Genomic DNA, 22554 nt, shown 5'->3' on the forward strand with positions numbered 1-22554 from the left:
CAAGGCGTCGTGTCAGCCCCAGATAGCGTGTCTATAGAGGGTCGACTAGCGCAATCGAAGGCCGGTTGTCAGGAGATTTGGAGGAGATATGCCCGACATGAACAGCAAGCAGCGCCCCGCCAACGGCATTACCGACAAGGAAGCGCTCGACTTCCATTCGCAGGGAAAACCCGGCAAGCTCGAAGTCAATCCGACCAAGCCGATGGCCACGCAGCGGGATCTCTCGCTTGCCTATTCGCCGGGCGTCGCCGTTCCCGTCAAGGCCATCGCCGCCGATCCCGCCACCGCCTATGATTATACGTCGCGCGGCAACATGGTGGCGGTCATTTCCAACGGCACCGCTATCCTCGGCCTCGGCAATCTCGGTGCGCTGGCGTCGAAGCCCGTCATGGAAGGCAAGTCCGTCCTCTTCAAGCGTTTCGCCGATGTCGACAGCATCGACCTTGAGGTCGATACGGAAAATATCGACGAGTTCATCAACTGCGTCCGCTTTCTCGGCCCTTCCTTCGGCGGCATCAATCTCGAAGACATCAAGGCGCCGGACTGTTTCATCATCGAGAGCCGCTTGCGCGAGCTCATGGATATCCCCGTCTTCCACGACGACCAGCATGGCACCGCGATCATCGCCGCCGCCGGCCTCATCAACGCCCTGGAGCTGACTGGTCGCGACCTGAAGACGACGAAGCTCGTCTGCAACGGCGCGGGTGCCGCCGCGATCGCCTGCGTCGAGCTCATCAAGGCCATGGGCTTCGCGCCCGAGAATATCGTGCTCTGCGACACCAAGGGCGTCATCTACCAGGGCCGCACCGAGGGCATGAACCAGTGGAAGTCGGCGCATGCGGTCAAGACCAAGGCGCGCACGCTGGAAGAAGCGATGAAGGGCGCCGACGTCGTCTTCGGCCTGTCGCAGAAGGGAGCCTTCTCCGAGGAGATGATCCTGTCGATGGCCGACCGCCCGATCATCTTCGCCATGGCCAATCCCGATCCCGAGATCACGCCGGAAGAGGTTGCGCGCATCCGCGATGACGCCATCATGGCGACCGGCCGTTCGGATTATCCGAACCAGGTCAACAACGTGCTGGGCTTCCCCTATATCTTCCGTGGTGCGCTCGATGTCCGCGCCACGACGATCAACGACGACATGAAGATCGCGGCCGTCCGGGCGCTGGCGAGCCTTGCCCGCGAGGACGTTCCCGACGACGTCGCCGCCGCCTATCAGGGCAATCGTCCGCGCTTCGGCCCGCAATACATCATCCCGGTCCCCTTCGATCCGCGCCTGATTTCGGCAATCCCCGTGGCGGTCGCCCAGGCCGCCATGGAAAGCGGCGTCGCCCGCAAGCCGATCCCCGACATGGCCGCCTATGCCCGCGAACTGTCGGCGCGGCGCGATCCGATCGCCTCGACGCTGGCGAGCCTCTATGAGCGCGTCCGCCGCCATCCGAAACGCGTGGTCTTTGCCGAAGCCGAGGAGGAGCAGGTCATGCGCGCCGCGCTCTCCTACGCCAACCAGCAGCTCGGCACCGCCATCCTGCTCGGCCGCGAGGATCTGATCCATGCGACGGCAGAGCGCGCCGGTATCGATCTCAACCGCCCCGGTCTGGAGATCGTCAACGCCCGCATCTCAACCCGGGTGGAAGCCTATATCGACTATCTCTACGCCCGCCTGCAGCGCAAAGGCTATCTGCACCGCGATGCCCAGCGCCTGATCCACAACGACCGCAACCACTTCGCGGCCTGCATGGTGGCGCTCGGTGATGCCGACGGCATGGTGACCGGCATCACCCGCAACTACTCGACGGCGCTCGAGGATGTCCGCCGTTGCATCGACGAGAAGCCGGGCCACCGGGTGATCGGCGTGTCGATCGCGCTTTGCCGCGGCCGCACCGTCTTCGTGGCGGACACCGCGGTCCACGACATGCCGTCGGCCGAGGAGCTTGCCGATATCGCGGTCGAGGCCGCCGGCTTCGCGCGCCGCATGGGCTACAATCCGCGCGTCGCCATGCTCGCCTACTCGACCTTCGGCCATCCCTCCGGCGAACGCTCCGAGCGCGTCCGCGAAGCCGTCGCCATCCTCGACCGCCGCCATGTGGATTTCGAGTATGACGGCGAGATGGCGGCGGATGTGGCGCTGAACCGCAAGGCGATGGAGCAATACCCCTTTTGCCGCCTGTCGGGCCCGGCCAACGTGCTGGTCATGCCGGCCTTCCACTCGGCCTCGATCTCCACCAAGATGCTGCAGGAACTCGGCGGCTCCACCGTCATCGGCCCCATCCTCGTCGGTGTCGACAAGGCGGTGCAGATCACCTCGATGGGGGCGAAGGACAGCGACATCGTCAACATGGCTGCGATTGCAGCTTATACGGGGTCGTAGTCGGGTTTTGAAAAGGTGAGGGTGTGCCGTGCGGCCCCCTCATCTGGCTGCCGCCATCTTCTCCCCGTTGGGGAGAAGGGACTCGTAGCGGGCCGCTCGCGCCAACCTCCCCTTCGCCCCATAGGGGAGAAGGTGGCCCGAAGGGTCGGATGAGGGGGCTACACGGCGAAAGGCTAAAGACTAGTTATGCCAATCAGCTGGCAAACCGCCCAGCATCGGCACCATAATAATTCACATACCGATCCGAAATGCTGGCGATCGGCAGAACGATCAGCACATCCGTCGTGTTGAACGCCTTGTCGACCACGGCGGTCGATCCCACCATGGCGCCGAGGCGCAGGTAGCCCTTGATCAGCGGCGGCAGCGCCATCAGTGCGCGCTTCGGATTGACGGCTTCGACCGGCATCAGGTCCATGTCGCGGGCGAGATGCGGCAGCGCGTCGACGGCCCACTCGTCCTTGGCCGCGACGTTGTGGCGGAGGAACGAGAGCGCCAGTGCATGCTGTTCCGGGTGAATGCCGGGGAAGGAGGCGCAGCCGAACATCGCGCTCATGCCGTGCTTCAGCGCATAGGCCCAGTTGCCCTGCCAGAGAAGCTCGACGATGCGCTTGGTGCGGTAGTCCGGCAGCACGCAGGAGCGGCCGAGCTCCATGAAGCGCTTATCCGGATGGCGCGCGATCAGCGTGGCGATGTCGAATTCGGAAGCCGAGTAAAAGCCGCCATTGGCCATTGCCACCTCCTGCCGCAGCAGGCGGTAGGTGCCGACGATCTGGTCCTCGCTGTCGCCCTCGATCGAGCGATCGAGCACCAGAAGGTGGTCGCAAAAGTCGTCGTAGGCGTCGAAATCGCGCTTGCGGCGCATCGCTTCCGCAGGCAGTTCGGCCTTCATCTCTTCCACGAAAACACGGTAGCGCACGGACTGCGCGGCATCGATTTCGCCAGGCGTACGGGCAAGGCGTGTCTCGAGATTGCCGATCCGGCCGAAGACGTCGCTCTCGATCTGTTCGGCTTTCCGCGCAGGGGGGAGAGCCTCGACGAGGGTGTCACGGTTGCAGATATCTACGGACATGACGAATCTTTCATTGCCGGCTTTAGGACGCCATAAAACACTTATATGCGACAGCAAAGTGACATTTTAAACCCCCAGATACGCAAGAAACACATGGGTGGCGGTGGCGCTACAGTGCTTCTGCGCGGCGTGCCGAAAGCGCGGCGACAGCCTGGACTTCCGTCAGGAGCCGTATCGGGTCTATGGGTTTCAGCATGACGCGGTTTGCCCCGTTCAGCAAGACTTGACGACGCGATTCATCGCGTTTGTCGGCAGTCAAAACGATGATCGGCACCGAGGGAACCTCAAGCCGGCGCTCATGACCACGTAGCCGGCCAATCATTTCGATCCCGTCGCCGCCGGGCATGGAAAGATCGCTGATGACGATATCCGGCCGCACGCTTCCTTCCGCCAGCGCCGCGTCGAGCAGCGCTTCGAAATGCTCGACATGCTGCACGCTGTGGCCGGCCTTTTCCAGCATGGCGCGGATCAGCATGGCGTTGATCGGATCGTCTTCGGCGAGCACGATCTTCAGCCCGCCCTGAATGCCCGCCTCCGGGATGCCGGGGCTGAAGCCGGGCTGGTTGTCGTTGAGCGCATCGCGCTTTTCCATGCCGCGCATGCGACCGCGCAACACGTCGATCAGCGACTGTTCGCGCAGCGGCCGGATCAGCCAGGCGTCGAAGAGATCGAGCGAATGGGCGTTGCGCTCTTCCGGATTGACCAGGAAGATCTTGCGCAGGCCAAGGGCTGCGATATCGGTCCGGTCGGCGAGGTGTGCCGCGAATTCCGCCGACATGCGGTGGTCAACGATGATGTCGGTCGGGCGCCTTCCGTTGGCCGCCATGTCGAGCAAAATCCAACGGGCCGTCTCGCCATCCTCGACGAAGTGGCACTGGCCGCCGAGCGTGCGGATGGTCTCGGAAATCGCCATGCGCGCGGCACCGGCAGGTGCGAGCAGCACCACGAGATTGCCCGAAAGCAGCGTGTCGCGCCGCGCCGCGGGTTCTTCGTCTCCCTCGGTGCGGAAGCGGATGCAGAACTCCGTGCCGGTGCCCTTTTCGCTGGCGACCGTCAGCTCGCCGCCGAACTCGCGCATGATGCGCGCCGAGATGGCAAGGCCAAGGCCGGTGCCGTTGCTCTTCTCCACCATGGTGCCCGCCTGTTCGTATTCGCCGAAGACACGCGCCTGCTCTTCTTCCGTCATGCCCGGCCCGGTATCGGTGACGGTGATCGCAAGCTCGCCATCCTGCAGCGACACGCGAATGAACACGCCGCCGACCTGGGTGAATTTCACCGCATTGCCGATGACGTTGAACAAGACCTGGCGCAGACGCGCCGCGTCGAAGTTCATCAGTTCGGGAACATCAGACGACACCGTCGAGCCGATCTCGATGCCCTTTTCATGGGCGCGGTGTGCGAGCATCTCGACGACGCTTTCAAGCAGCTTGCGCACCGATTCAGACCGCGGGCGCAGCTGGAAGCGCCCGACCTCGATGGTCGAGAAATCGAGCAGATCCTCGACCAGCTGGGTCAGCGCATGGCCGGACTGGCGGATGCCGGTCAGGTAGTTGTCCTGCTCCTGGGTCATCCGCGTTTCGGTCAGGAGATGCGTCATGCCGAGAATGCCCGAGAGCGGCGTGCGCAATTCATGGCTGACGGTCGCAAGCAGCCGCGATTTCGAGGCGCTGTTGAACTCCGCCTTCTGCCGCGCCTCTTCGCGCTCCTGCGCCGCGATGCGATCAGCCGTCACGTCGCGGGCGATGCTGTGCAGCAAAAGCTTTCCGTCCGAGGGGTTGCGGGTCACGACATCGCGCCAGAAGAAGATGCGCTGGCCCTCGGGCGTCGACATCTCGACATCGTAGCGGTGCGGTTCCGTGCCGGGGCGAAAGGCGATGCCGATTTCCTCGCAGGTCTGCCCGATCGGGTTTAGCCGCCCGGTCAACCGGCGGAACATGTCGTTTGCGGCAACGATCCGTCGATCCATCGTCCGGGTCACGGTGATGTCGCCAAGCGCGTCGTGGATGCTGGCGAAGAGCGCCGCATCGCTTCCGCCGCGCACGGTGTCGTCGCCGGCGCGCGCCTTGATGTGATGGCGGCGGGTCGAGACAACGGCGAAGCTGACGATCGCGGCAAGAACCAGCGCGCCGATGCCGATCGCGACCCAGAGCAGGCCGCCCAAATAGCCGAGCGCGAGCAAGAGGATGGCGGAGAGAATGCCGGCGCCGCCGAGCCAGTAGGAGATCAGCTTGCGCGCCGAGGGGGCGACGACGGGGCTGTGTTCGGGGGTAGCAGGGGACATGTCAGCCGGGATCGCGGCCTGCTCATCTTGAGGATGAGCGGCGGGCGCGCCGAAGGCAGCGGCAAGCTTCTCGTGTAACTGACCCAGTCCGACCATAGGTTCAAATTAGCACGCCGGCTGTTCCAAATGCCTTCAGTAAACCGCTAAGATTTTACTTATCGGCGGTCTTGGGTTGCAATAGCTCGTCCAAAATCACGCATCCCGCGCCGATGGTGATGAAACTATCGGCCAAGTTGAAAACCGCGAACGACCATGTCTCGGTATAGAACAGGATGTAATCGATGACGTGTCCATAAAGGAAACGGTCGAGGAGATTGCCCAGCGCACCTGAGATGATCAGTGCGTAGCCGAGATGGGCGAAGGTGCGCTGCTTGCCCGTGCGGTGCCAGAGCCAGAGCACGAAAGCGACGATGATCAGCCGCATGCCGACGATAAACCAGCCGTCCATGCCTGACAGCATCGAGAAGGCGACGCCGAGATTATAGGTGCGGTAGAGCGCCAGCATCGGGATGACGTGCACCGCTTCTTGAAGCGGCAGCGTGTGATCGACCACGATCTTGATGATCTGGTCGAGCACCACGGCGAGAACGACGAAGATCAGGATCGGCAGCGGGCGCGAAAACAGCGTCGGGCGGTCTAGCGTCTGATCGGTCATTTGGCCTCGGTGAGTGAGAGAAGGTGGCGGCGTGCCTCAAACATCATGACGGCGCTGGCGACCGCGAGATTGAGCGAATCCGCCAGGCCCTGTTGCGGAATGCGGGCAAGCGCATCGGCTTCGCGCGCAAGCTGCTCCGGCAGGCCGGATTGCTCGTTGCCCATCAGGATGACGACCGGCTTACTCTTGTAATCGATCGTGCGGTAGTCGACGGAGCCGGCCAGATGCGTGGCGACCAGCGACACGCCCGCCTGCTTCTTCCAGGCGATGAACTCCTCTGGCGTCGCGCGCGACACAGGCATGGCGAAGACCGAGCCCATCGTTGCCCGTACGGTCTCAAGCGAAAACGGGTCCGTGGTCTCGCCGACCAGGATGACGCCGGAAGCGCCGGCCGCATCGGCGGTGCGGATGATCGTGCCGAGATTGCCGGGATCGCGGACCCGGTCGAGCGCGATCCACGTCTCGCCCTTGGCCGGGCGAATGTCGCGGAGCGGCTTCCAGCGGTTTTCGAACACGCCGACCACCATCTGCGGATTGTCGCGGCGGGTGATCGAGGAGAGAACCTTCTCGCTGACTTCGAGCACCAGCCCGCCGGAAGCGACGGTCTTTGCCGCCATCTGCTCGACCAGCGGCTTGCCCTTCGCGGCCTTGGCGTAAACCAGCGTGCGGATCGTCCAGCCAAGCTCGATCGCGTCGATCACGAGTTTCAGCCCCTCGGCCATGAAGGTGCCGCTCTGCTCGCGGGTCTTCTTGTCGCTGAGCGCCTTGATGTCCTTGATGATGGGATTGGCAAGCGAGGTGACTTCCTTCACCTGGCCGACCCTGCGCGGACCGTTGTCGCGGTGTTCGTGGCTCATTTCGGCACCCAGCGGGAAAAGAGGGATGTGGAGAGCGCGCGGCCTGGCGTGTTGCCATCAAGCCCGGCTTCGCGGATCACCAGCTCTCCGGATTCGACCACGCCGCCGGCCCCGCGCATCGTCTCGCGCATCAGCTCGTGGATGGAATAGAAGCTGGCGCGGATCGAATAGGCCGTCAGCACGAGGCCGACAGCCTTGGGCGACAGGATCTCGCGGCAGATGTCGAGCATCACAGGCAGGTGCTCGAACAGATGCCAGACTTCGCCATTCGGGCCGCGGCCGAACTTCGGCGGATCGGTCAGAATGATGTCGTATGTGTTGCCGCGGCGTTCTTCGCGCAGGATGAACTTCATCGCGTCTTCGCAGATCCAGCGGATCGGTGCCTTTTCAAGCCCGCTCATCGCCTGGTTCTCGCGCGCCCAGCCGATCGCCTTCTTCGAGGCATCGACATGCGTGACCTCGGCGCCGGCCGCAGCCGCCACCAGCGAGGCAACGCCGGTGTAACCGAAGAGGTTCAGCACCTTCAGCGGCCGGCCGGCCGCTTCGACCTGTTGCTTCATCCACGTCCAGTGAACGATCTGCTCGGGAAACACGCCGACATGGCGAAACGAGGTGAAGCGGCCGAGAAAGTCGACGCCGAGAAGGTTGAGCGGCCAGGTCTCGCCCAGCGCTTCCTTGGGAAAACGCCAGCGGCCGGTGCCTTCTTCATCGGTATCGCCGGTAAAGGCCGCATCGACCTTGTCCCAGACATGTTTCGGAAGCGATGGCTTCCACAGCGCCTGTCCTTCCGGGCGAATGATCCGGTAGGGGCCGTATTGCTCGAGCTTTTCCCCATTGCCGCTGTCGATCAGGTGGAAATCGCCGGCGCCGAGGGATTCGAGAATGATCGGAACGCGCTCGGGCGGCCGTTCACCGGTGCGCTCCATCAATGGGCGCTCCAGTGCCGCAGGCGCGGAGGCGGGCTCGCGCGCGGCCTGTTGCGGCGCTGCGGGTCTGTTTACGGGCTTCGGCGGGCGGCTGTTGCCGCGCTCGTCGCCGCGTCGTCCGCTGGCGGGGCCGGTGCCGGATTTCTGGCCCGGCCGGCGTTCTTTTTGTCTCAACGTGGTGTTCCGCGTGCTGAATTTGATAGAGCCCGTGCAAATAGCATCCCATTTTCACCTTGGCAAAGCGCTTTCCCGCCGCGATATGTTCGACAAGGTGAAAATGGGAGGATTGTGATGGACTTCGTCGGACAAGAGCGGATTACCGCGCCGCGCGATGCCGTGTGGGCCGGCCTCAACGATCCCGATATCCTCAAGGGATGCATACCCGGTTGCCAATCACTGGAGTTTACCGGTCCGAACGAACTCGTCGCCACGATCAGGGTCAAGATCGGCATGGTGCCGCTCACCTTCACCGGCGAAATCCGCGTCTCCAACATCGATGCACCCCTGAGCTACACGCTGTCTGCCGAAGGCAAAGGCAGCATCGCCGGCTTCGCCAGGGGATCGGCCGATGTGACGCTCGAGGACGACGGCGGCGAAACCATCCTGCATTATCGCGCCGGCGCGGATGTCGGCGGCAAGATCGCCCAGCTCGGCGCCAAGCTGATCGATTCCTCGTCGCAAAAGCTCGCGCAGCGGTTCTTCGCCGATTTCAACGCGGCGGTCAGCGCCAAGGCAGCCGAATAAAAGGCCGCTGGCGCCCAACGAGGTAATTGGCAGCTCATGCCGTCTCCGCTACATCCATAACCATGCACTGGACCATCCGATCGCCAGAAAAGGCCGACCTGGAAGAACTCGCGGATATCTATCTCGCGGTGCGTCGCGATACCTTCACCTGGGTCGACCCGCAGGTGTTCCGCCACGAGGATTTTCACGCCCATACACAGGGCGAACTGCTCTGGCTCGCCGAGATGCCGGATGGCGAGATCGCGGGCTTCATGACGCTGTGGTCGCCCGATGATTTCATCCACATGCTCTACATCAGGAAACAGTATCGCGGCCTCGGCATCGGCCAGGCTCTCCTGAGAGCGCTGCCCTACTGGCCTGACAAGACCTACCGGCTGAAGTGCCTAGACCGCAACGAACACGCCAAGGCCTTCTATCGCGCCCGGGGCTTCGTGGTGACAGGCAAGGGCTCATCGCGTGAAGGCGAATACGAAGAGATGACCTTCTTCCCCGAGCGCTGATCGCGTCACTGCATCTGCGGCTTGCGCAGGAAGCTGTTGCGATCGGCCGAGCGCACGCGCAGCCACGCCTCGCGGCCGTCTCGGAGGATACGCATGGGGATCTCGGCGCCGGCGGGGCCGCTGCTCCAGATCTTGCGGTAGAAATCGGCCAGCCCATCGACCTCGCCGTCGCGGATTTCCGAGATGACGTCACCGCGCTTGAGCCCGGCTTGATCCGCCGGGCTACCCTCCGCGACGCTCATCACGATCACGTCGCCATTGCTTTCGGCGGAGAACGCGCCGAGCCAGGGGCGCGCCGGCTTGTTGACCTGCCCGCGCGTGGTCAGGTCGTCGAGGATCGGTGTCAGGAGGTTGATCGGCACGATCATGTTGATATCCGCCACCTCGCCACCCTGGCTCATCTGCAGTCGCAGCGAACCGATGCCGATCAGCTTGCCGTCGCCATCGACCAGTGCCGCTCCGCCCCAGGAGGGGTGTGCGGGCGTAGTGAAGATCGCTTCGTCGAGCAGATATTCCCAATAGCCGGCGAATTCCTGCTTGGCGACGATCTTGGCATCGACGAACTCGCCGATCCCGTCGATCAGCGTCACCGATTGCCCAAGCTCGGCCAAGGTGGCGTCGCCGAATTCCAGCGCCGGCAGGTTGAGGGGGCCAAGCGCCTGTAAAAGGCCAAAGCCCGTTTCCTGGTCGTAGCCGAGCGGATGCGCCGCGACCACCCTTCCGTCATGGGCGGTGAGCCACACTTCCTCGGCCTCGGTGATCAGATAGCCGATCGTCAGCACCAGACCGCTGTCCTTGATGACCACGCCGCTGCCCTCGCGCCGGGTGCCGAGCGTATCGGCGGTATAGGCATCATCGGGAATGATGCCGCGGACGGCGACGACCGATTTCAGGATCTGATCTGTGTTCATGGTTTCATCCTCATGAAGCGACGCGCTGAGGCAGTGAAACTGCTTTGGGAGAAGGGCGCAGCGGGTTCTTTGGACATAGCTATGAAGACAAATGGCGCGGTGCAAGGGCTTGGCAAGCCGAAATCGCCGCGCGCACTTATGTCAGGAAACTCTGAAAAGCCTGAAGTCTTACCGCGACGGCAACTGTCCGGCGATTTCTTCCGAGCGCGCCTTGTGGCGGTCGGCTTCGCCTTGCCAGCGAACGGCTTCCTTGGCTTCGCTGCGGGCGCGCTTGCGATGTTTGCCCTGGTTCATCCAGGTCACCGCCGAACCGGCGAACATGCCGATGATGAGCGCGATGAAGAGGAAGACAAAGAACGGCGCCGAGACCGACAGCACCTGATCCTCGGGGCGAAACGGATTGAACGCCAGCGTCACGCTCTGGCGGTTGGCCACGCAAAAAATGATCAGGATGATGCCGAGCGGCAGCAGGATCAGGAGGTTGATAATCTTCTTCGCCATCGCAGGCCTCCACATGCTCACGCACGCTCATGGTAAGCGGCGCGTTCTTTCAGCCACAGGATAGAAAAGACCTCGTGAAGTTCAAGTGCGGTTTCGCCGCAGCCGGGCCTATAGGCGGCGATCAGTCGTCCTGATCGGCCTGTCCCGGGTTCAGCCGCTCGCGCAGCTCCTTGCCGGTCTTGAAGAAGGGGACCCACTTCTCCTCGACGAACACGGTGTCGCCGGTGCGCGGGTTGCGGCCCGAGCGCGATGGACGGTTCTTGACCGAAAAGGCGCCGAAACCGCGCAGCTCGACGCGGTTGCCCGCCGCCAGCGCATCGGTGATCTCGTCGAGAACCGCGTTCACGATATTTTCCACATCGCGATGGTAAAGATGCGGGTTGCGAGCCGCAACTATCTGCACCAGCTCGGACTTGATCACGGTGGCCCCCTTAAATTATTGATTTCTTATCAATCATGGCCAACCTGCCAAACTGAAACGAGCCCGTCAAGAAGCAACTTCTGCGGCAGAATTCCCGCAAGGTCCTGGCTTCTGGCGAGATCGCCGTAACCGAGAAGCGTGAGGATCTGCGAGGCCGCGCCTGCGAGAAGGAACGGCGTGCTGCTCTTCTTGTTCCAATCGATCTCGGGCAGGTCCTTGCTGACGTTCTTGGTGGCGAGATAGGCACGGATTTCGTCGTCGCCGCCAAGCTGGTCGATGAGCTTCATCTTCAGCGCCTGGCGCCCGGTGAATATGGTGCCGTCGGCGAGCTTCAGCACGTCCTCGCGCGGCAGCTTGCGGCGATCGGCCACCAGATCGACGAACCAGGCATAGCTGTCGACGATCATGTTGTTGATCATCGCCTTGGCCTCGTCGCTTGCCGGATGGAAGGACGAGGGCTCCGCCTTCAGCGGCGAGGATTTGATCTCTTCCATGGAGACGCCGATCTTGTCGAGCAGCGGTTTCACCTGCGGATACTGGAAGATGACCCCGATCGAGCCGGTGATCGAGCTGTCGCCGGCGATGATCGTATCGCCTGCTGTCGCGATCATGTAGCCGGCGGATGCCGCAAGCGTGCGGACATCGGAGACCACGGGCTTCTTGGCGGCGATCGCCCGGATCGCCTTGAAGATCCGCTCGCCGCCATAGGTCGTGCCGCCGGGCGAGGAAATGGAAACGACCAGCGCCTTGACCGCGTCTTCGTCCTTGATCTTGGCGAGCCGCTCGAGCAATTCGCTGTCGTCGGTGATCAGGCCGGAGATCGTCACATGCGCCACATGCGGGCGCCTGTTTGCATTGTCGGCGAACAGAAAGCCGTAAATAGCAAGCGCAAGCGCGAGAAGAAGCAGTACCGCCACCACGCGCCAGAAGCCGACCTTGCGGCGCAGCCTGCGGCGATCTGCGATCATGGAGCTGTCCATTTATTCCTCCGGTCGGCAAGTCTGACGCAACTCTTCTTACGTAGAGTGCATAGATATGCGTTAACGCTGTGTCGATTGGTTTTGCGGTTTTCTTGCTTGTTGCAGAAAAAAATCCATATTGGCAAGTCAGTGTAATAATGCGAAATGAACTGTGATCGGGCGAAAGCGCTCCCTATATACGCCGTCCTATCATCGACACGGACCGAATGAATGCTCAACACCTTGGATAATGGCGGACAGGCTGCCTATGCGAAGCCGGCGCAAAGTGCCTATGGCGCCGCGCGGTTTCACTCCGCCCGCGTTCGCCGGCTGAAGGTTCTGCTGCCGGTCGCCGCCGTGATCGTGTCGCTCGCCTTTATCGGCGTGTCGGTCATCCGCACCTATCTGCCCGAGAACATCAAGATCGAAGGCGCCAAGATCGAAAACGGCAAGGTCGTGATGCTGAAGCCGGCGATCGCCGGCCGCAACGCCGCCGGCATCAACTACTCGATGCTCGCTGAACGGGCGCTGCAGGACATCAAGAACCCGAACCTGATCTCGCTGGAAACCGTCAAGGCGGTGGTTCCGGTCAAGGACGATCTGGTTGCCCGCGTCGAGGCGACGACAGCCGATTACGATCGCGCGACCGATAATCTGAACATCACGTCTCCCTTCGTCATCAACATGAGCGACGGCCTGACAGCCAAATTCCAGACCGCGCAGGTCGATGTGAAGGGCGGAAAGCTTACAACCAGCGACCCTGTCGACATCAAAAAAGATGGCGCATCGGTTGTTGCGCGCTCGCTCAAGATGACAGATAAGGGACGGACGATCACATTCGAGGGGAACGTTCGAATGAATGTGAACCCCACCGCTATCCGCAAACAGGGCACTTAACCCGGGTCACCATGGCAAAAGATTGTCGCATTTCTACCCGCAAGGCGGGCGCAGTATTCACGAACGGTGCGCTTGCACTCCTGCTGTTGGCCGGAGCCGCGATGGCGCAGGCGACGACCAGCCAGATGAGCGGACTGAAGCTCAACAAGGATCAGCCGATCCAGATCGAAAGCGACAAGCTCGAGATTCATGATCAGGATCACACCGCCGACTTCAGCGGCAACGTGAAGGTCGTTCAGGGAACGACTACGCTGCAGGCCGGCCACATGACCGTCTTCTACAAGGCAAAGGCCGCAGCCGATGGCGCTGCGCCTGCGACCAAGGCATCTGAAACCACGACGCCGGCATCCTCGATGTCGTCGGGCAACACCGACATCGACCACATCATCGTGACGAACAAGGTGTACCTCACCTCGGGCACGCAGACCGCGACCGCCGATAACGGTTCGTTCGACATGGCAAAGCAGCTCTTTATCCTGAAGGGCGACAAGGTCGTTCTGACCGACGGCGGCAATGTCTTCACCGGCTGCCAGCTGACGGTGCACATGGAAACGGGTCAGGCACAGTTGGACAGCTGCGGGGGCCGCGTCCAGATTCAGCTCGATCCGCAATCCCAGAAAAAGAACTGACCCCGGCTGCCACGTGAAATTATTCTCGCTATCGAATATGTTCGGCAAGACCGGGCAACAGGCCGCCGCAGATGGCGCCGTTGACAAGAGCCGCTATCAGGGCACCCTGATCGCGCGCGGTCTGACGAAGACGTACAGCACCCGCCGCGTCGTCAACGGCGTGTCGCTGGTCGTGCGTCGTGGCGAGGCCGTCGGCCTGCTCGGCCCGAACGGCGCCGGCAAGACGACCTGTTTCTACATGATCACGGGTCTGGTCCCCGTCGACGAAGGCACGATCGAGATCGATGGCAACGACGTGACGTCGATGCCGATGTATCGCCGCTCGCGCCTCGGCGTTGGCTATCTGCCGCAGGAAGCCTCGATCTTTCGTGGACTGACGGTCGAGGAGAATATCCGCGCCGTTCTCGAAGTGCATGTGAAGGACAAGGCGGCGCGCGAGAAGAAGCTCGACGAGTTGCTCGACGAATTCCATATCCGCAAGCTTCGCAAGAGCCCGGCCGTGGCGTTGTCCGGCGGTGAGCGCCGCCGTCTGGAAATCGCCCGTGCATTGGCGACCGACCCGACATTCATGCTGCTCGACGAGCCCTTCGCGGGCGTCGATCCGATCTCGGTGTCGGATATCCAGAACCTCGTCCATCACCTGACGGCGCGTGGCATCGGTGTCTTGATCACCGACCACAATGTGCGCGAGACGCTGGGTCTGATCGACCGCGCCTATATCATCCATGCGGGCGAAGTGTTGACGCATGGCCGGGCCAACGACATTGTTAACAATGCCGAAGTCCGCAGGCTTTATCTCGGCGACAACTTCAGCCTCTAAGGGCACATCGTCCCTGTGATCATGGGGTCTAGGCAGCGGAAATTCACCTTGCCGCATAGTTCCGCTTGACCAAATAAAATAAAAAAGCAATTTTTGGGCCAACTTGGATATCAGTGGCCTTAGCCCCGTTATAGGACACTGTTTCCCGGAGGAACGAGCGGGAGTTTTGCGTCCATCATGGCACTTTCGGCCAATTTATACCTGCGCCAAAGCCAATCGCTGGTGATGACACCACAGCTGATGCAGTCCATCCAGCTGCTTCAGATGACGCACTTCGAGCTCAATCAGTTTATCGCCCAGGAAGTCGAAAAGAACCCGCTGCTTGAGTTTCCGTCAAATGACGCCGAAACAGGCAGTGATCGCGCCGGCGACGACGATGATGGCCATTCCCGCCAGGCCGAAGAGCAGAGCTTCGACGAAGATTACGACAGCCGCTCGGAAGTAATGTCCGGCGACTGGTCCGATCGTGCCGATGGCGCCGGCGCTGGCCGCATGAGCGACGAACTCGACGCCAACTATGCCAACGTCTTCCCCGATGACGGCGTGCCGCAGCGCGCCGACGCTCCCGAACTGATCAGCCAGTGGAAGTCGATGCCGGGTGGCGGTGAGGGCGGTGCCGATGGCTATGACCTCGACGATTTCGTCGCCGGCCAGGTCTCGCTGCGCGATCATCTTGCCCAGCAGATGCATTTCGTCCTTCCCGATATGGCCGACCAGCTGATCGGCCAGTATCTCGCCGACCAGCTGGACGAGGCCGGCTACCTCCACGCCGATCTCGCCGAAGCGGCCGAACGGCTGGGTGCTGGTGCTGCGGATGTGGAGCGGGTTCTGGCGGCACTGCAGACGCTTGATCCGCCCGGCGTCTTCGCCCGAAACCTGTCGGAATGCCTGGCGATCCAGCTGCGCCAGAAGGATCGCCTCGATCCGGCCATGCAGGCTTTCGTCGGCAATCTCGAATTGCTCGCCCGCCGCGACTTCGCGACGCTGAAGCGGCTTTGCGGTGTCGACGAAGAGGATTTGCTCGACATGCTGAGCGAGATCCGCCAGCTCAACCCCAAGCCGGGCAGCGGCTTCGAGACGGCGGTGTCGGAGGCGATCATGCCCGACGTCGTGGTCCGCCCGAGCGCCGACGGCAGCTGGCTGGTGGAGCTCAACCCGGATACGCTGCCGCGCGTGCTCGTGAACCAGGCCTATTTCGCCAAGGTCACCAAGAACGGCGACGATCACGCCTTCCTGTCGGAGTGCCTGCAGACGGCCAACTGGCTGACGCGCAGTCTCGATCAGCGCGCCAAGACGATCATGAAGGTGGCGACCGAAATCGTCCGCCAGCAGGATGCCTTCCTGCTCCACGGTGTCGATCACCTGCGCCCGCTCAATCTGAAGACCGTGGCCGACGCCATCAAGATGCATGAATCCACCGTCAGCCGCGTCACCTCGAACAAGTACATGCTGACGCCGCGCGGCTTGTTCGAGCTCAAATACTTTTTCACGGTGTCGATCAGCGCGGTGGAAGGCGGCGACAGCCACTCGGCGGAAGCCGTTCGTCACAAGATCCGCGCACTTATTGCGCAGGAAAGCCCCGACGCCGTACTCTCAGATGATGATATCGTGGACATCCTAAAGGGGAGTGGGGTGGAGCTTGCCCGCAGAACGGTCGCGAAGTATCGTGAAGCCATGAATATCGCTTCTTCCGTCCAGCGCCGGCGGGAAAAGCGGGCGCTCGCGAAGGTCGCGGGCTTCTGAGGAGTTCGGTCTGTTGCGGCCGACGCGTCCCGCCCCCGCGAGAAAACAGGGCGTGTGTTGACTTTTTGGTAACTTCTGGCTAGAAGCCGCGCCAAATTGACGCTGTGAATGGTGTCAGAGGTTATCCCCATCAATCCTAAGGGCGCCCACAGCCGAGAACTTCGGCCGATCTTGCTTGAGATTGCGCGAAGTGCTTGGATGAGAGTCAGGCTTGGCGTAAACTGGTACTCGCAAACCACATAAGAAGGGAAACTCCATGAGTGTGCGTGTATCCGGTAAACATATGGAAATTGGTGACTCGTTCCGTCAGCGGATAGAGGACCAAATTGCCGTGGCCGTCACGAAATACTTCGACGGAGGGTATTCTGGTCAAGTGATCGTACAAAAGGCCAACGCCCGTTTCGCCGCCGATTGCAAGGTTCATCTCGACAGTGGCGTGATTTTGCACGCGGCCGGCGAGGCAATGGATCCGCAGTTGGCATTCGACGCCGCTTCCGAGCGTATCGAGAAGCGACTTCGCCGTTACAAGCGCAAGCTCAAGGATCACCATGCCGGAAATCATCTGAATGGTTTTGCAGAAGTCGCCTACACCGTCATGGATGGCATGCCGGATCATGACGACGAGATCGCCGATGATTTCGCACCAGCGATCGTTGCCGAAAGCACCAAGCAGATGAAGACCATGTCCGTCGCGACCGCCGTGATGGCGCTCGACATGACGGACGAACCCCTGCTGCTCTTCCGCAGCCCGGGTAACGAACAGTTGAACATCGTTTACCGTCGGCACGACGGCAACATTGGCTGGATAGACGCAGCCAACATCAAAAGCTGAGAAAACGGAGCGGAGCGGCAGGCATCTGCCGCTCCCCCGGCTTGGCACAAAAGGAAAAAGAAATGGCTTTGGCAGATTTGCTGCAGCAGAATGCGATCATTCCCGCTCTCAGGGTCAACTCCAAGAAACAGCTCCTGCAGGAATTGTCGGCCAAGGCGTCGAAAGTCACCGGGCTGTCCGAGCGCGAGATTTTTGACGTTGTCCTGCAGCGCGAGCGGCTTGGTTCCACCGGCGTCGGCAATGGCATCGCCATTCCGCACGGCAAGCTGGCAAGCGTCAATTCCATCGTCGGCATCTTCGCGCGCCTCGACCAGCCGGTCGATTTCGAAGCGCTGGACGATCAGCCGGTCGATCTCGTCTTCCTGCTTTTGGCGCCAGAGGGCGCCGGCGCCGATCACCTGAAGGCGCTGTCGCGCATCGCCCGCGTCCTGCGCGACCACGATCTCGTGGCCAAGCTGCGCGCCACCGACAGCGCCTCGGCGATCTATGCCTTCCTTAATGAAGAGCAGACCTCCAACGCGGCCTGATCATCTCCAGTTCGAATGAAAAGAGGCGCCGGATCGCTCCGGCGCCTCTTTTTTGTTTTGGCTCAGCCGATCGGCTCAGAATTCTTCCCAGCTATCCTGCGCGACGGCCGCCGATCCATGCGACTGCGCAACGGCGCGGCGCGGGGCAGGGGCGGCTGCCTGGCGATAGCTCGGCTGCGATGACGGGCGATAGCTCGGTGCCGCTGCCGGTGCCCGCATCTGCTGTGCGGTGGAGCGCAGCGATGCGCCATGGTTGGCGTTGCTGACGCGGAAGCGGGCGACGAGGTGCTGCAGCGTCTGTGCCTCTTCGTTCAGCGTGACGCTGGCCGCGGTCGTCTCCTCGACCATGGCGGCATTCTGCTGCGTCACCTGGTCCATCTGGTTCATGGCCTGGCTGACTTCCTTGAGGCCGATCGCCTGCTCGCTGGCCGATGCCGAGATTTCCCGGATCAGGCCATTGATGCGCATGACCTGCTCGGAGATGTTGTGCAGCGTATCGCCGGCGCGGCCGACGAGATCGACGCCTTCCTTGACCTGGACGGCCGAGGTGTTGATGAGCGTCTTGATCTCCTTGGCGGCATTCGCCGAACGCTGGGCCAGTTCACGCACTTCCTGGGCAACCACCGCGAAGCCCTTGCCGGCTTCACCGGCACGCGCGGCTTCGACACCGGCGTTGAGCGCAAGCAGGTTGGTCTGGAACGCGATCTCGTCGATGACGCCGATGATACGCGAAACCTCTGTGGAGGACTGCTCGATCCCGTGCATGGAGGCGATCGCCTTGCGCACGACATCACCGGACTTCTCGGCATCCTCGCAGGCGTGGTTGACGTTGTCGGCGGCCGTGCGCGCATTGTCGGCGCTGGAGTTGACCTGCGCGGTCAGCTCGTTGAGGGCCGCTGCGGTTTCTTCCAGGCTTGCCGCCTGCTGTTCCGTGCGCTTGGCGAGATCGGACGCGCTGCCGCTGATCTCGCTGGTGCCGGAACCGATGTTGACGACGCTGAGGTTCATCGTCGTGATGGTCTCTTCAAGGGCAGCCAGAGCCGCGTTGAAGTCCTGCTTCAGCTTGCCGTATTCGCCCGGGAATTCATCGGTGATGCGGTGGCTGAGATTGCCCTGTGACAGCTCCGACAGACCGGCGCCGACGATGGACACGATGTGCCGCTGCAGCGAAACCGACTGCTGACGTTCGCTTTCCGAACGACCGCGCTCGTCTTCCGCTTCCTGGCGCTGGCTCTTGGCTTCGGCTTCGAGACGACGGCTGTCGGCCAGCGCATGGCGGAAGCCTTCGAGCGCCTTGGCGACGGAACCCGTTTCGTCCGAACGATCCTGGCCGATGACCGGCTGCTCGTAGCGGCCTTCGCTCAGCATCTTGACGCTGGCAACGAGACCGCCGAGCGGCTTCTGCACGAAGGAGCGGACAGCGAAATAGAGTGCCAGCATGACGGCTGCCAGAACGACGATGCCGGCCACGATCATCATGAAGGTCTGGTCCTGCACCGGCGCGTTGATCGCGCTGTGCGGCACGTCGACGAGGATGACCCAGTTGGTGTTCACGTCAGGGAGCGCAAAGGGATAGACCACGCGATCGAACTGCTCGCCGCCATCGATCGAGAGGTTCTTGACGACGGCGGGCGCAAGCGTCGAGAGGCCGGTCTTGACCGCGTCGACACCTTCGCCCTCGTAGGGCTTCATCGCCAGATCCTTGGACGGCGCGACGATCCAGTTGCCGCCCTGCGAAAGCAGGGTCACGCGGCCGGTGCCGAAGGGATGCAGGCCGCCGAGCTTGTCGGCGAGCGACTTCAGCGAAATGTCGACGCCGCTGACGCCGATCATCTTGCCGCCGGACATCACAGGGTAGCCGATGGAGGTCATCGCGGTGTTTTCGCCGGTGGTGCTTTCCGCGTAGGGCGAGGAGATTGCGCCCTTCTTGCTGGCGGCGGCAAGGCTGTACCATTCGGCCTTGTAGTCCGATGCGAACACCGAGAAGGTAAAGCCGCCATCCTTCTTCTTGGTCCAATAGGCGTTGAACGCGCCGTTCTTGTCCGAGCCGAGATCCGTGCGGCCGGCAAGCGACGGCGACTGGCCGTCGAATGCGTTGGGTTCTTCGCCGAACCAGCTGCCGAAGGCGAACTGGTTGCGCTCGACATTGGCCTTCAGCATATCGACGATCGCCTTGCGATCCAGATACTTGCCTTCGTGGCCGCGGCCGATGACGCCGGCCATGGAGCGCGCCGCACCCGCGAGTTCGCCGACCGAGGACGCGACTTCGTTGGCGATTGATTTCGCCTCAAGATTGGCCTGATCCATGGTCAGCGTTTCCACGCGATCACGGGTCTCACCGATGAGGAAGAAATTGGAGATCAGGAGAACCAGCGCGATCGCGCTGCCGGTAATCACAATGAGTTTGGCCGCAAGCGATTTCATGCGAAAGATGAACATGCATTCCTCGGGGGATCAAGGATGGGCCAGGCGAAGCATCCGCCGGCACAAGAAGCGAGGGCGGGCTTCATCATGGAGCCGCCGTGGCGAGTGCCGTATCCTTTGAAGAAAGGAGCCAGCGATCACGCGGAAGATCGCCGGAAACCTATTAAATTTGAGTGAAATGCGATGATATTTTGACCCATCGCGAATAAACGCGCCGTCGATGTCGCCGGCTGATCATGCCTATAGTTTGTTTGCGACGTCGTCGCGCGAAGGAATGGACGGCTGGGCGCCGGCCGTGAGGCATGCGAGCGAACCGGCAACGGCCGCGCGACGCAGCGCCGGCTCGAAATCGATCCCTTCATCGAGGCTGGCTGCGAAGTAACCGCAGAAAGTATCGCCCGCGCCGACCGTATCCACCGGCTCGATCTTCAACCCCTTCGCCCGCGATATCACGCCGTCGCGGATCGCCACCACGCCATCGCCGCCAAGCGTCACGATCAGCGTCTGCCCCGTCTCGGCGTTGAGGCGCTTCAGCGCGGCTTCGCGGTCTTCCGCGCTCATGTTTTCCTGCCCGGCCAGGAGCTCGAACTCGGTTTCGTTGGCGATGACGATATCGGCAAGGCGCCCGAGGCGCGCGGCATCCGCAATCAGCGGCGCGAGATTGAGAATGGTGGTCACGCCCTTGGCGCGCGCGGCAGCCAGAGCCTGCTCGACTGCCGGCACCGGGATTTCCAGCTGCAGCATCAGCGTGTCGCCCTTGCTCATCGCGCCGACGGCCTGATCCGCATCCTGCGCGGTGACCGTGCCGTTGGCGCCCGGCACGACGGCGATCATGTTCTCGCCGTCTCCGCCTACGAGAATGATCGCGGTTCCCGTCGGTTCGTCCGCGCGCTTGACGGACTGGAGATCCGTGCCGGCGTCCTTGAGGAGCGCAAGCGCCTCGTCCGAAAAGCCATCATGACCGACAGCACCTGCCATGGTCACGCTGCGCCCGGCGCGACGCGCGGCCAGCGCCTGGTTGGCGCCCTTGCCACCGGCGGCCGTCGAAAAGCCGTTGCCGGCCACCGTCTCGCCCGGCTTCGGAAGCCGTTGCGTCGTGGCGATGAGGTCCATGTTGATGGAGCCGAAAACGGTGATCATGCGAGGTATCCTTCCCAATGCTTTTGTCGGGCGCGACACTGCCGAAGGCGTCACTCGTCGTCAACTACCCTCAGCTTGAGAAGTCCTGTTCTGCTCTCCACGGATTTCGATGTAGGAGCACTTTCATCCGGGACGCGGCTTGCATCCGCGCCCTCGAATTCCAGCGCCTCGATCTTGGCGCCGCGCTTGGTCAGCTTGTCGGCCGAGGTGACGATCATGTCGACATCCTTCTGCGCCATGGCGAAATGCCCCTGCAGCTTGCGCACGCGATCGTCGAGGCGGCCGAGATCATCCATCAGATTGGCGACTTCGCCCTGAATGACATGCGCCTGCGCCTGCATCCGCTGATCCTTCAAGACAGCCTGGATCACCTGGATCGACAGCATCAGCAGCGAGGGTGAAACGATGACCACGCGGGCGCGATGCGCCTTCTGCACGATCGCTTCGAAATTCTCGTGAATTTCCGCGAAGATCGATTCCGACGGCACGAACAGAAACGCGGTATCCTGCGTCTCCCCCTGGATCAGATACTTCTCCGCGATATCGCGGATATGGATCTCCATATCGCGCCGAAACTGCTGCGACGCGGCCTTGGCAAGCTCCGGCCCGCCGGCGTCGCGAATGGCGTTCCATGCTTCCAGCGGAAACTTCGCGTCGATGACCAGCGGCGGCGCGCCGTTGGGCATGCGGATGGTGCAATCCGGACGGGAACCGTTGCTCAGCGTCTGCTGGAAGCCATAGGCGCCGATCGGCAGGCCATCGGCAACGATCGTTTCCATCCGCGATTGGCCGAAGGCGCCGCGCGTCTGCTTGTTGGACAGGATCGCCTGCAGCCCGACGACGTCCTTGGCGAGCGTCTGGATATTGTTCTGCGCCGCATCGATCACCGCCAGCCGCTCCTGCAGCTTCCTCAGGTTCTCATGCGTGGACTTGGTCTGCTCCGTGATAGTCGAGTTGACGCGCTGCGACATGCCGTCCAGCCGCTGGCTGATCGCCTGGTTGAGTTCCGACTGGCGCGAGCCGAACACCTCGGCCATCGCAGCCATTCGGCCCTGCATTTCCGATTGGATCCGCAACAGCTCCACCATCCGCGCATCCGCCTCGGCGGCACGCTCCAGCGCCTCTTCCGCCTGCTCGCGCCGCGCCTGGCCGCCACGAACGAGCAAGGCAAGCATCAAGACGATCACGATGGCCAGCGCTGCGCCGGCAAGGGCGAGCGACATGGGGCTGAGACCGGAAAGGGTGGCGGAAAACGAGTCGGTGCTAGTGGTCATCCCAGCACCATAGCAAAGTCGCGCTGTATTTCCAGATCAAAGCGTGAACATCGTAAATGCTCTCGCCGGCGAT

Annotated in this window: 21 protein-coding genes; 9 read left to right on the plus strand and 12 right to left on the minus strand. The window is 62.3% G+C overall.

What is annotated here, in order from left to right:
• Positions 1 to 88: 88 nt before the first annotated feature.
• Complete coding sequence (locus J5286_RS02315; RefSeq protein ID WP_209188941.1) at positions 89 to 2371, plus strand: NADP-dependent malic enzyme; 2283 nt, start codon at positions 89 to 91, stop codon at positions 2369 to 2371.
• Between the two features lie 193 nt (positions 2372 to 2564).
• On the opposite strand, the gene olsB is transcribed toward J5286_RS02315, so the two are convergent.
• The 5 genes from olsB to J5286_RS02340 all read right to left on the minus strand — a co-directional run bounded on the left by olsB (position 2565) and on the right by J5286_RS02340 (position 8333).
• Complete coding sequence (gene olsB / locus J5286_RS02320) at positions 2565 to 3440, minus strand: l-ornithine N(alpha)-acyltransferase (protein WP_209188943.1); 876 nt, start codon at positions 3438 to 3440, stop codon at positions 2565 to 2567.
• A 109-nt stretch (positions 3441 to 3549) separates the two neighbouring features.
• Positions 3550 to 5817: a hybrid sensor histidine kinase/response regulator gene (locus tag J5286_RS02325; RefSeq protein ID WP_209188944.1), complete on the minus strand. Its 2268-nt coding sequence runs from the start codon at positions 5815 to 5817 to the stop codon at positions 3550 to 3552.
• 55 nt (positions 5818 to 5872) lie between these two features.
• Positions 5873 to 6376, minus strand: a complete 504-nt coding sequence (lspA, locus tag J5286_RS02330; protein WP_047507075.1) for a signal peptidase II — start codon at positions 6374 to 6376, stop codon at positions 5873 to 5875.
• Entirely contained in the window at positions 6373 to 7233 is an 861-nt protein-coding gene (locus tag J5286_RS02335; RefSeq protein WP_209188946.1) for a TrmH family RNA methyltransferase, read from the minus strand. The genes lspA and J5286_RS02335 overlap by 4 nt, the downstream gene beginning before the upstream one ends.
• Positions 7230 to 8333, minus strand: a complete 1104-nt coding sequence (locus J5286_RS02340; protein WP_209188948.1) for a class I SAM-dependent methyltransferase — start codon at positions 8331 to 8333, stop codon at positions 7230 to 7232. Before J5286_RS02340 ends, J5286_RS02335 begins: the two co-directional genes overlap by 4 nt.
• A 117-nt stretch (positions 8334 to 8450) precedes the next feature.
• On the opposite strand from J5286_RS02340, the gene J5286_RS02345 reads away from it, so the two are divergent.
• The gene (locus J5286_RS02345; protein WP_209188950.1) at positions 8451 to 8903 is read left to right on the plus strand and encodes an SRPBCC family protein; all 453 of its coding nucleotides are present in this window, start codon (positions 8451 to 8453) and stop codon (positions 8901 to 8903) included.
• 62 nt (positions 8904 to 8965) lie between these two features.
• Entirely contained in the window at positions 8966 to 9403 is a 438-nt protein-coding gene (locus J5286_RS02350) for a GNAT family N-acetyltransferase (protein ID WP_209188952.1), read from the plus strand.
• Between the two features lie 5 nt (positions 9404 to 9408).
• Here the strand turns inward: J5286_RS02350 and J5286_RS02355 are convergent, their stop codons facing one another.
• The 4 genes from J5286_RS02355 to sppA form a co-directional block, all read right to left on the minus strand.
• Positions 9409 to 10314: a S1C family serine protease gene (locus J5286_RS02355; RefSeq protein ID WP_018898210.1), complete on the minus strand. Its 906-nt coding sequence runs from the start codon at positions 10312 to 10314 to the stop codon at positions 9409 to 9411.
• 168 nt (positions 10315 to 10482) lie between these two features.
• The gene (locus J5286_RS02360; RefSeq protein ID WP_111561588.1) at positions 10483 to 10815 is read right to left on the minus strand and encodes a LapA family protein; all 333 of its coding nucleotides are present in this window, start codon (positions 10813 to 10815) and stop codon (positions 10483 to 10485) included.
• Between the two features lie 121 nt (positions 10816 to 10936).
• Positions 10937 to 11236 (minus strand): integration host factor subunit beta, encoded by a 300-nt coding sequence (locus J5286_RS02365; protein ID WP_018898213.1) that lies wholly within the window; start codon positions 11234 to 11236, stop codon positions 10937 to 10939.
• Between the two features lie 29 nt (positions 11237 to 11265).
• Positions 11266 to 12216 carry a signal peptide peptidase SppA gene (gene sppA / locus J5286_RS02370; protein WP_209188953.1) on the minus strand — a complete coding sequence of 317 codons (951 nt, stop codon included), beginning with the start codon at positions 12214 to 12216 and terminating at the stop codon, positions 11266 to 11268.
• Positions 12217 to 12426: 210 nt separating this feature from the next.
• Here sppA and lptC point away from each other — a divergent pair, with 210 nt between their 5' ends.
• The 6 genes from lptC to ptsN all read left to right on the plus strand — a co-directional run bounded on the left by lptC (position 12427) and on the right by ptsN (position 17643).
• The gene (gene lptC / locus J5286_RS02375) at positions 12427 to 13092 is read left to right on the plus strand and encodes an LPS export ABC transporter periplasmic protein LptC (RefSeq protein WP_111561590.1); all 666 of its coding nucleotides are present in this window, start codon (positions 12427 to 12429) and stop codon (positions 13090 to 13092) included.
• A gap of 11 nt (positions 13093 to 13103) precedes the next feature.
• On the plus strand, positions 13104 to 13721 hold the full coding sequence (locus J5286_RS02380; RefSeq protein WP_209188954.1) for an LptA/OstA family protein: 618 nt from the start codon (positions 13104 to 13106) through the stop codon (positions 13719 to 13721).
• A 37-nt stretch (positions 13722 to 13758) separates the two neighbouring features.
• Positions 13759 to 14541 (plus strand): LPS export ABC transporter ATP-binding protein, encoded by a 783-nt coding sequence (gene lptB, locus J5286_RS02385; RefSeq protein ID WP_209188956.1) that lies wholly within the window; start codon positions 13759 to 13761, stop codon positions 14539 to 14541.
• A 177-nt stretch (positions 14542 to 14718) separates the two neighbouring features.
• Positions 14719 to 16284, plus strand: a complete 1566-nt coding sequence (rpoN, locus tag J5286_RS02390) for an RNA polymerase factor sigma-54 (protein ID WP_209188958.1) — start codon at positions 14719 to 14721, stop codon at positions 16282 to 16284.
• A gap of 256 nt (positions 16285 to 16540) precedes the next feature.
• Positions 16541 to 17116 carry a ribosome hibernation-promoting factor, HPF/YfiA family gene (hpf, locus tag J5286_RS02395; RefSeq protein WP_026282950.1) on the plus strand — a complete coding sequence of 192 codons (576 nt, stop codon included), beginning with the start codon at positions 16541 to 16543 and terminating at the stop codon, positions 17114 to 17116.
• A 62-nt stretch (positions 17117 to 17178) separates the two neighbouring features.
• Entirely contained in the window at positions 17179 to 17643 is a 465-nt protein-coding gene (gene ptsN / locus J5286_RS02400) for a PTS IIA-like nitrogen regulatory protein PtsN (protein WP_018898220.1), read from the plus strand.
• Between the two features lie 75 nt (positions 17644 to 17718).
• On the opposite strand, the gene J5286_RS02405 is transcribed toward ptsN, so the two are convergent.
• The 3 genes from J5286_RS02405 to J5286_RS02415 form a co-directional block, all read right to left on the minus strand.
• Entirely contained in the window at positions 17719 to 20082 is a 2364-nt protein-coding gene (locus J5286_RS02405; protein ID WP_209188960.1) for a methyl-accepting chemotaxis protein, read from the minus strand.
• 225 nt (positions 20083 to 20307) lie between these two features.
• A complete protein-coding gene (locus J5286_RS02410) occupies positions 20308 to 21207 on the minus strand; it encodes a ribokinase (protein ID WP_209188962.1) in 900 nt (299 codons plus the stop codon).
• 50 nt (positions 21208 to 21257) lie between these two features.
• Positions 21258 to 22481 (minus strand): DNA recombination protein RmuC, encoded by a 1224-nt coding sequence (locus J5286_RS02415; RefSeq protein WP_209188964.1) that lies wholly within the window; start codon positions 22479 to 22481, stop codon positions 21258 to 21260.
• Positions 22482 to 22554: the final 73 nt, after the last annotated feature.

The sequence above is a fragment of the Rhizobium sp. 16-488-2b genome (assembly GCF_017741815.1).
Lineage (GTDB): Bacteria > Pseudomonadota > Alphaproteobacteria > Rhizobiales > Rhizobiaceae > Rhizobium.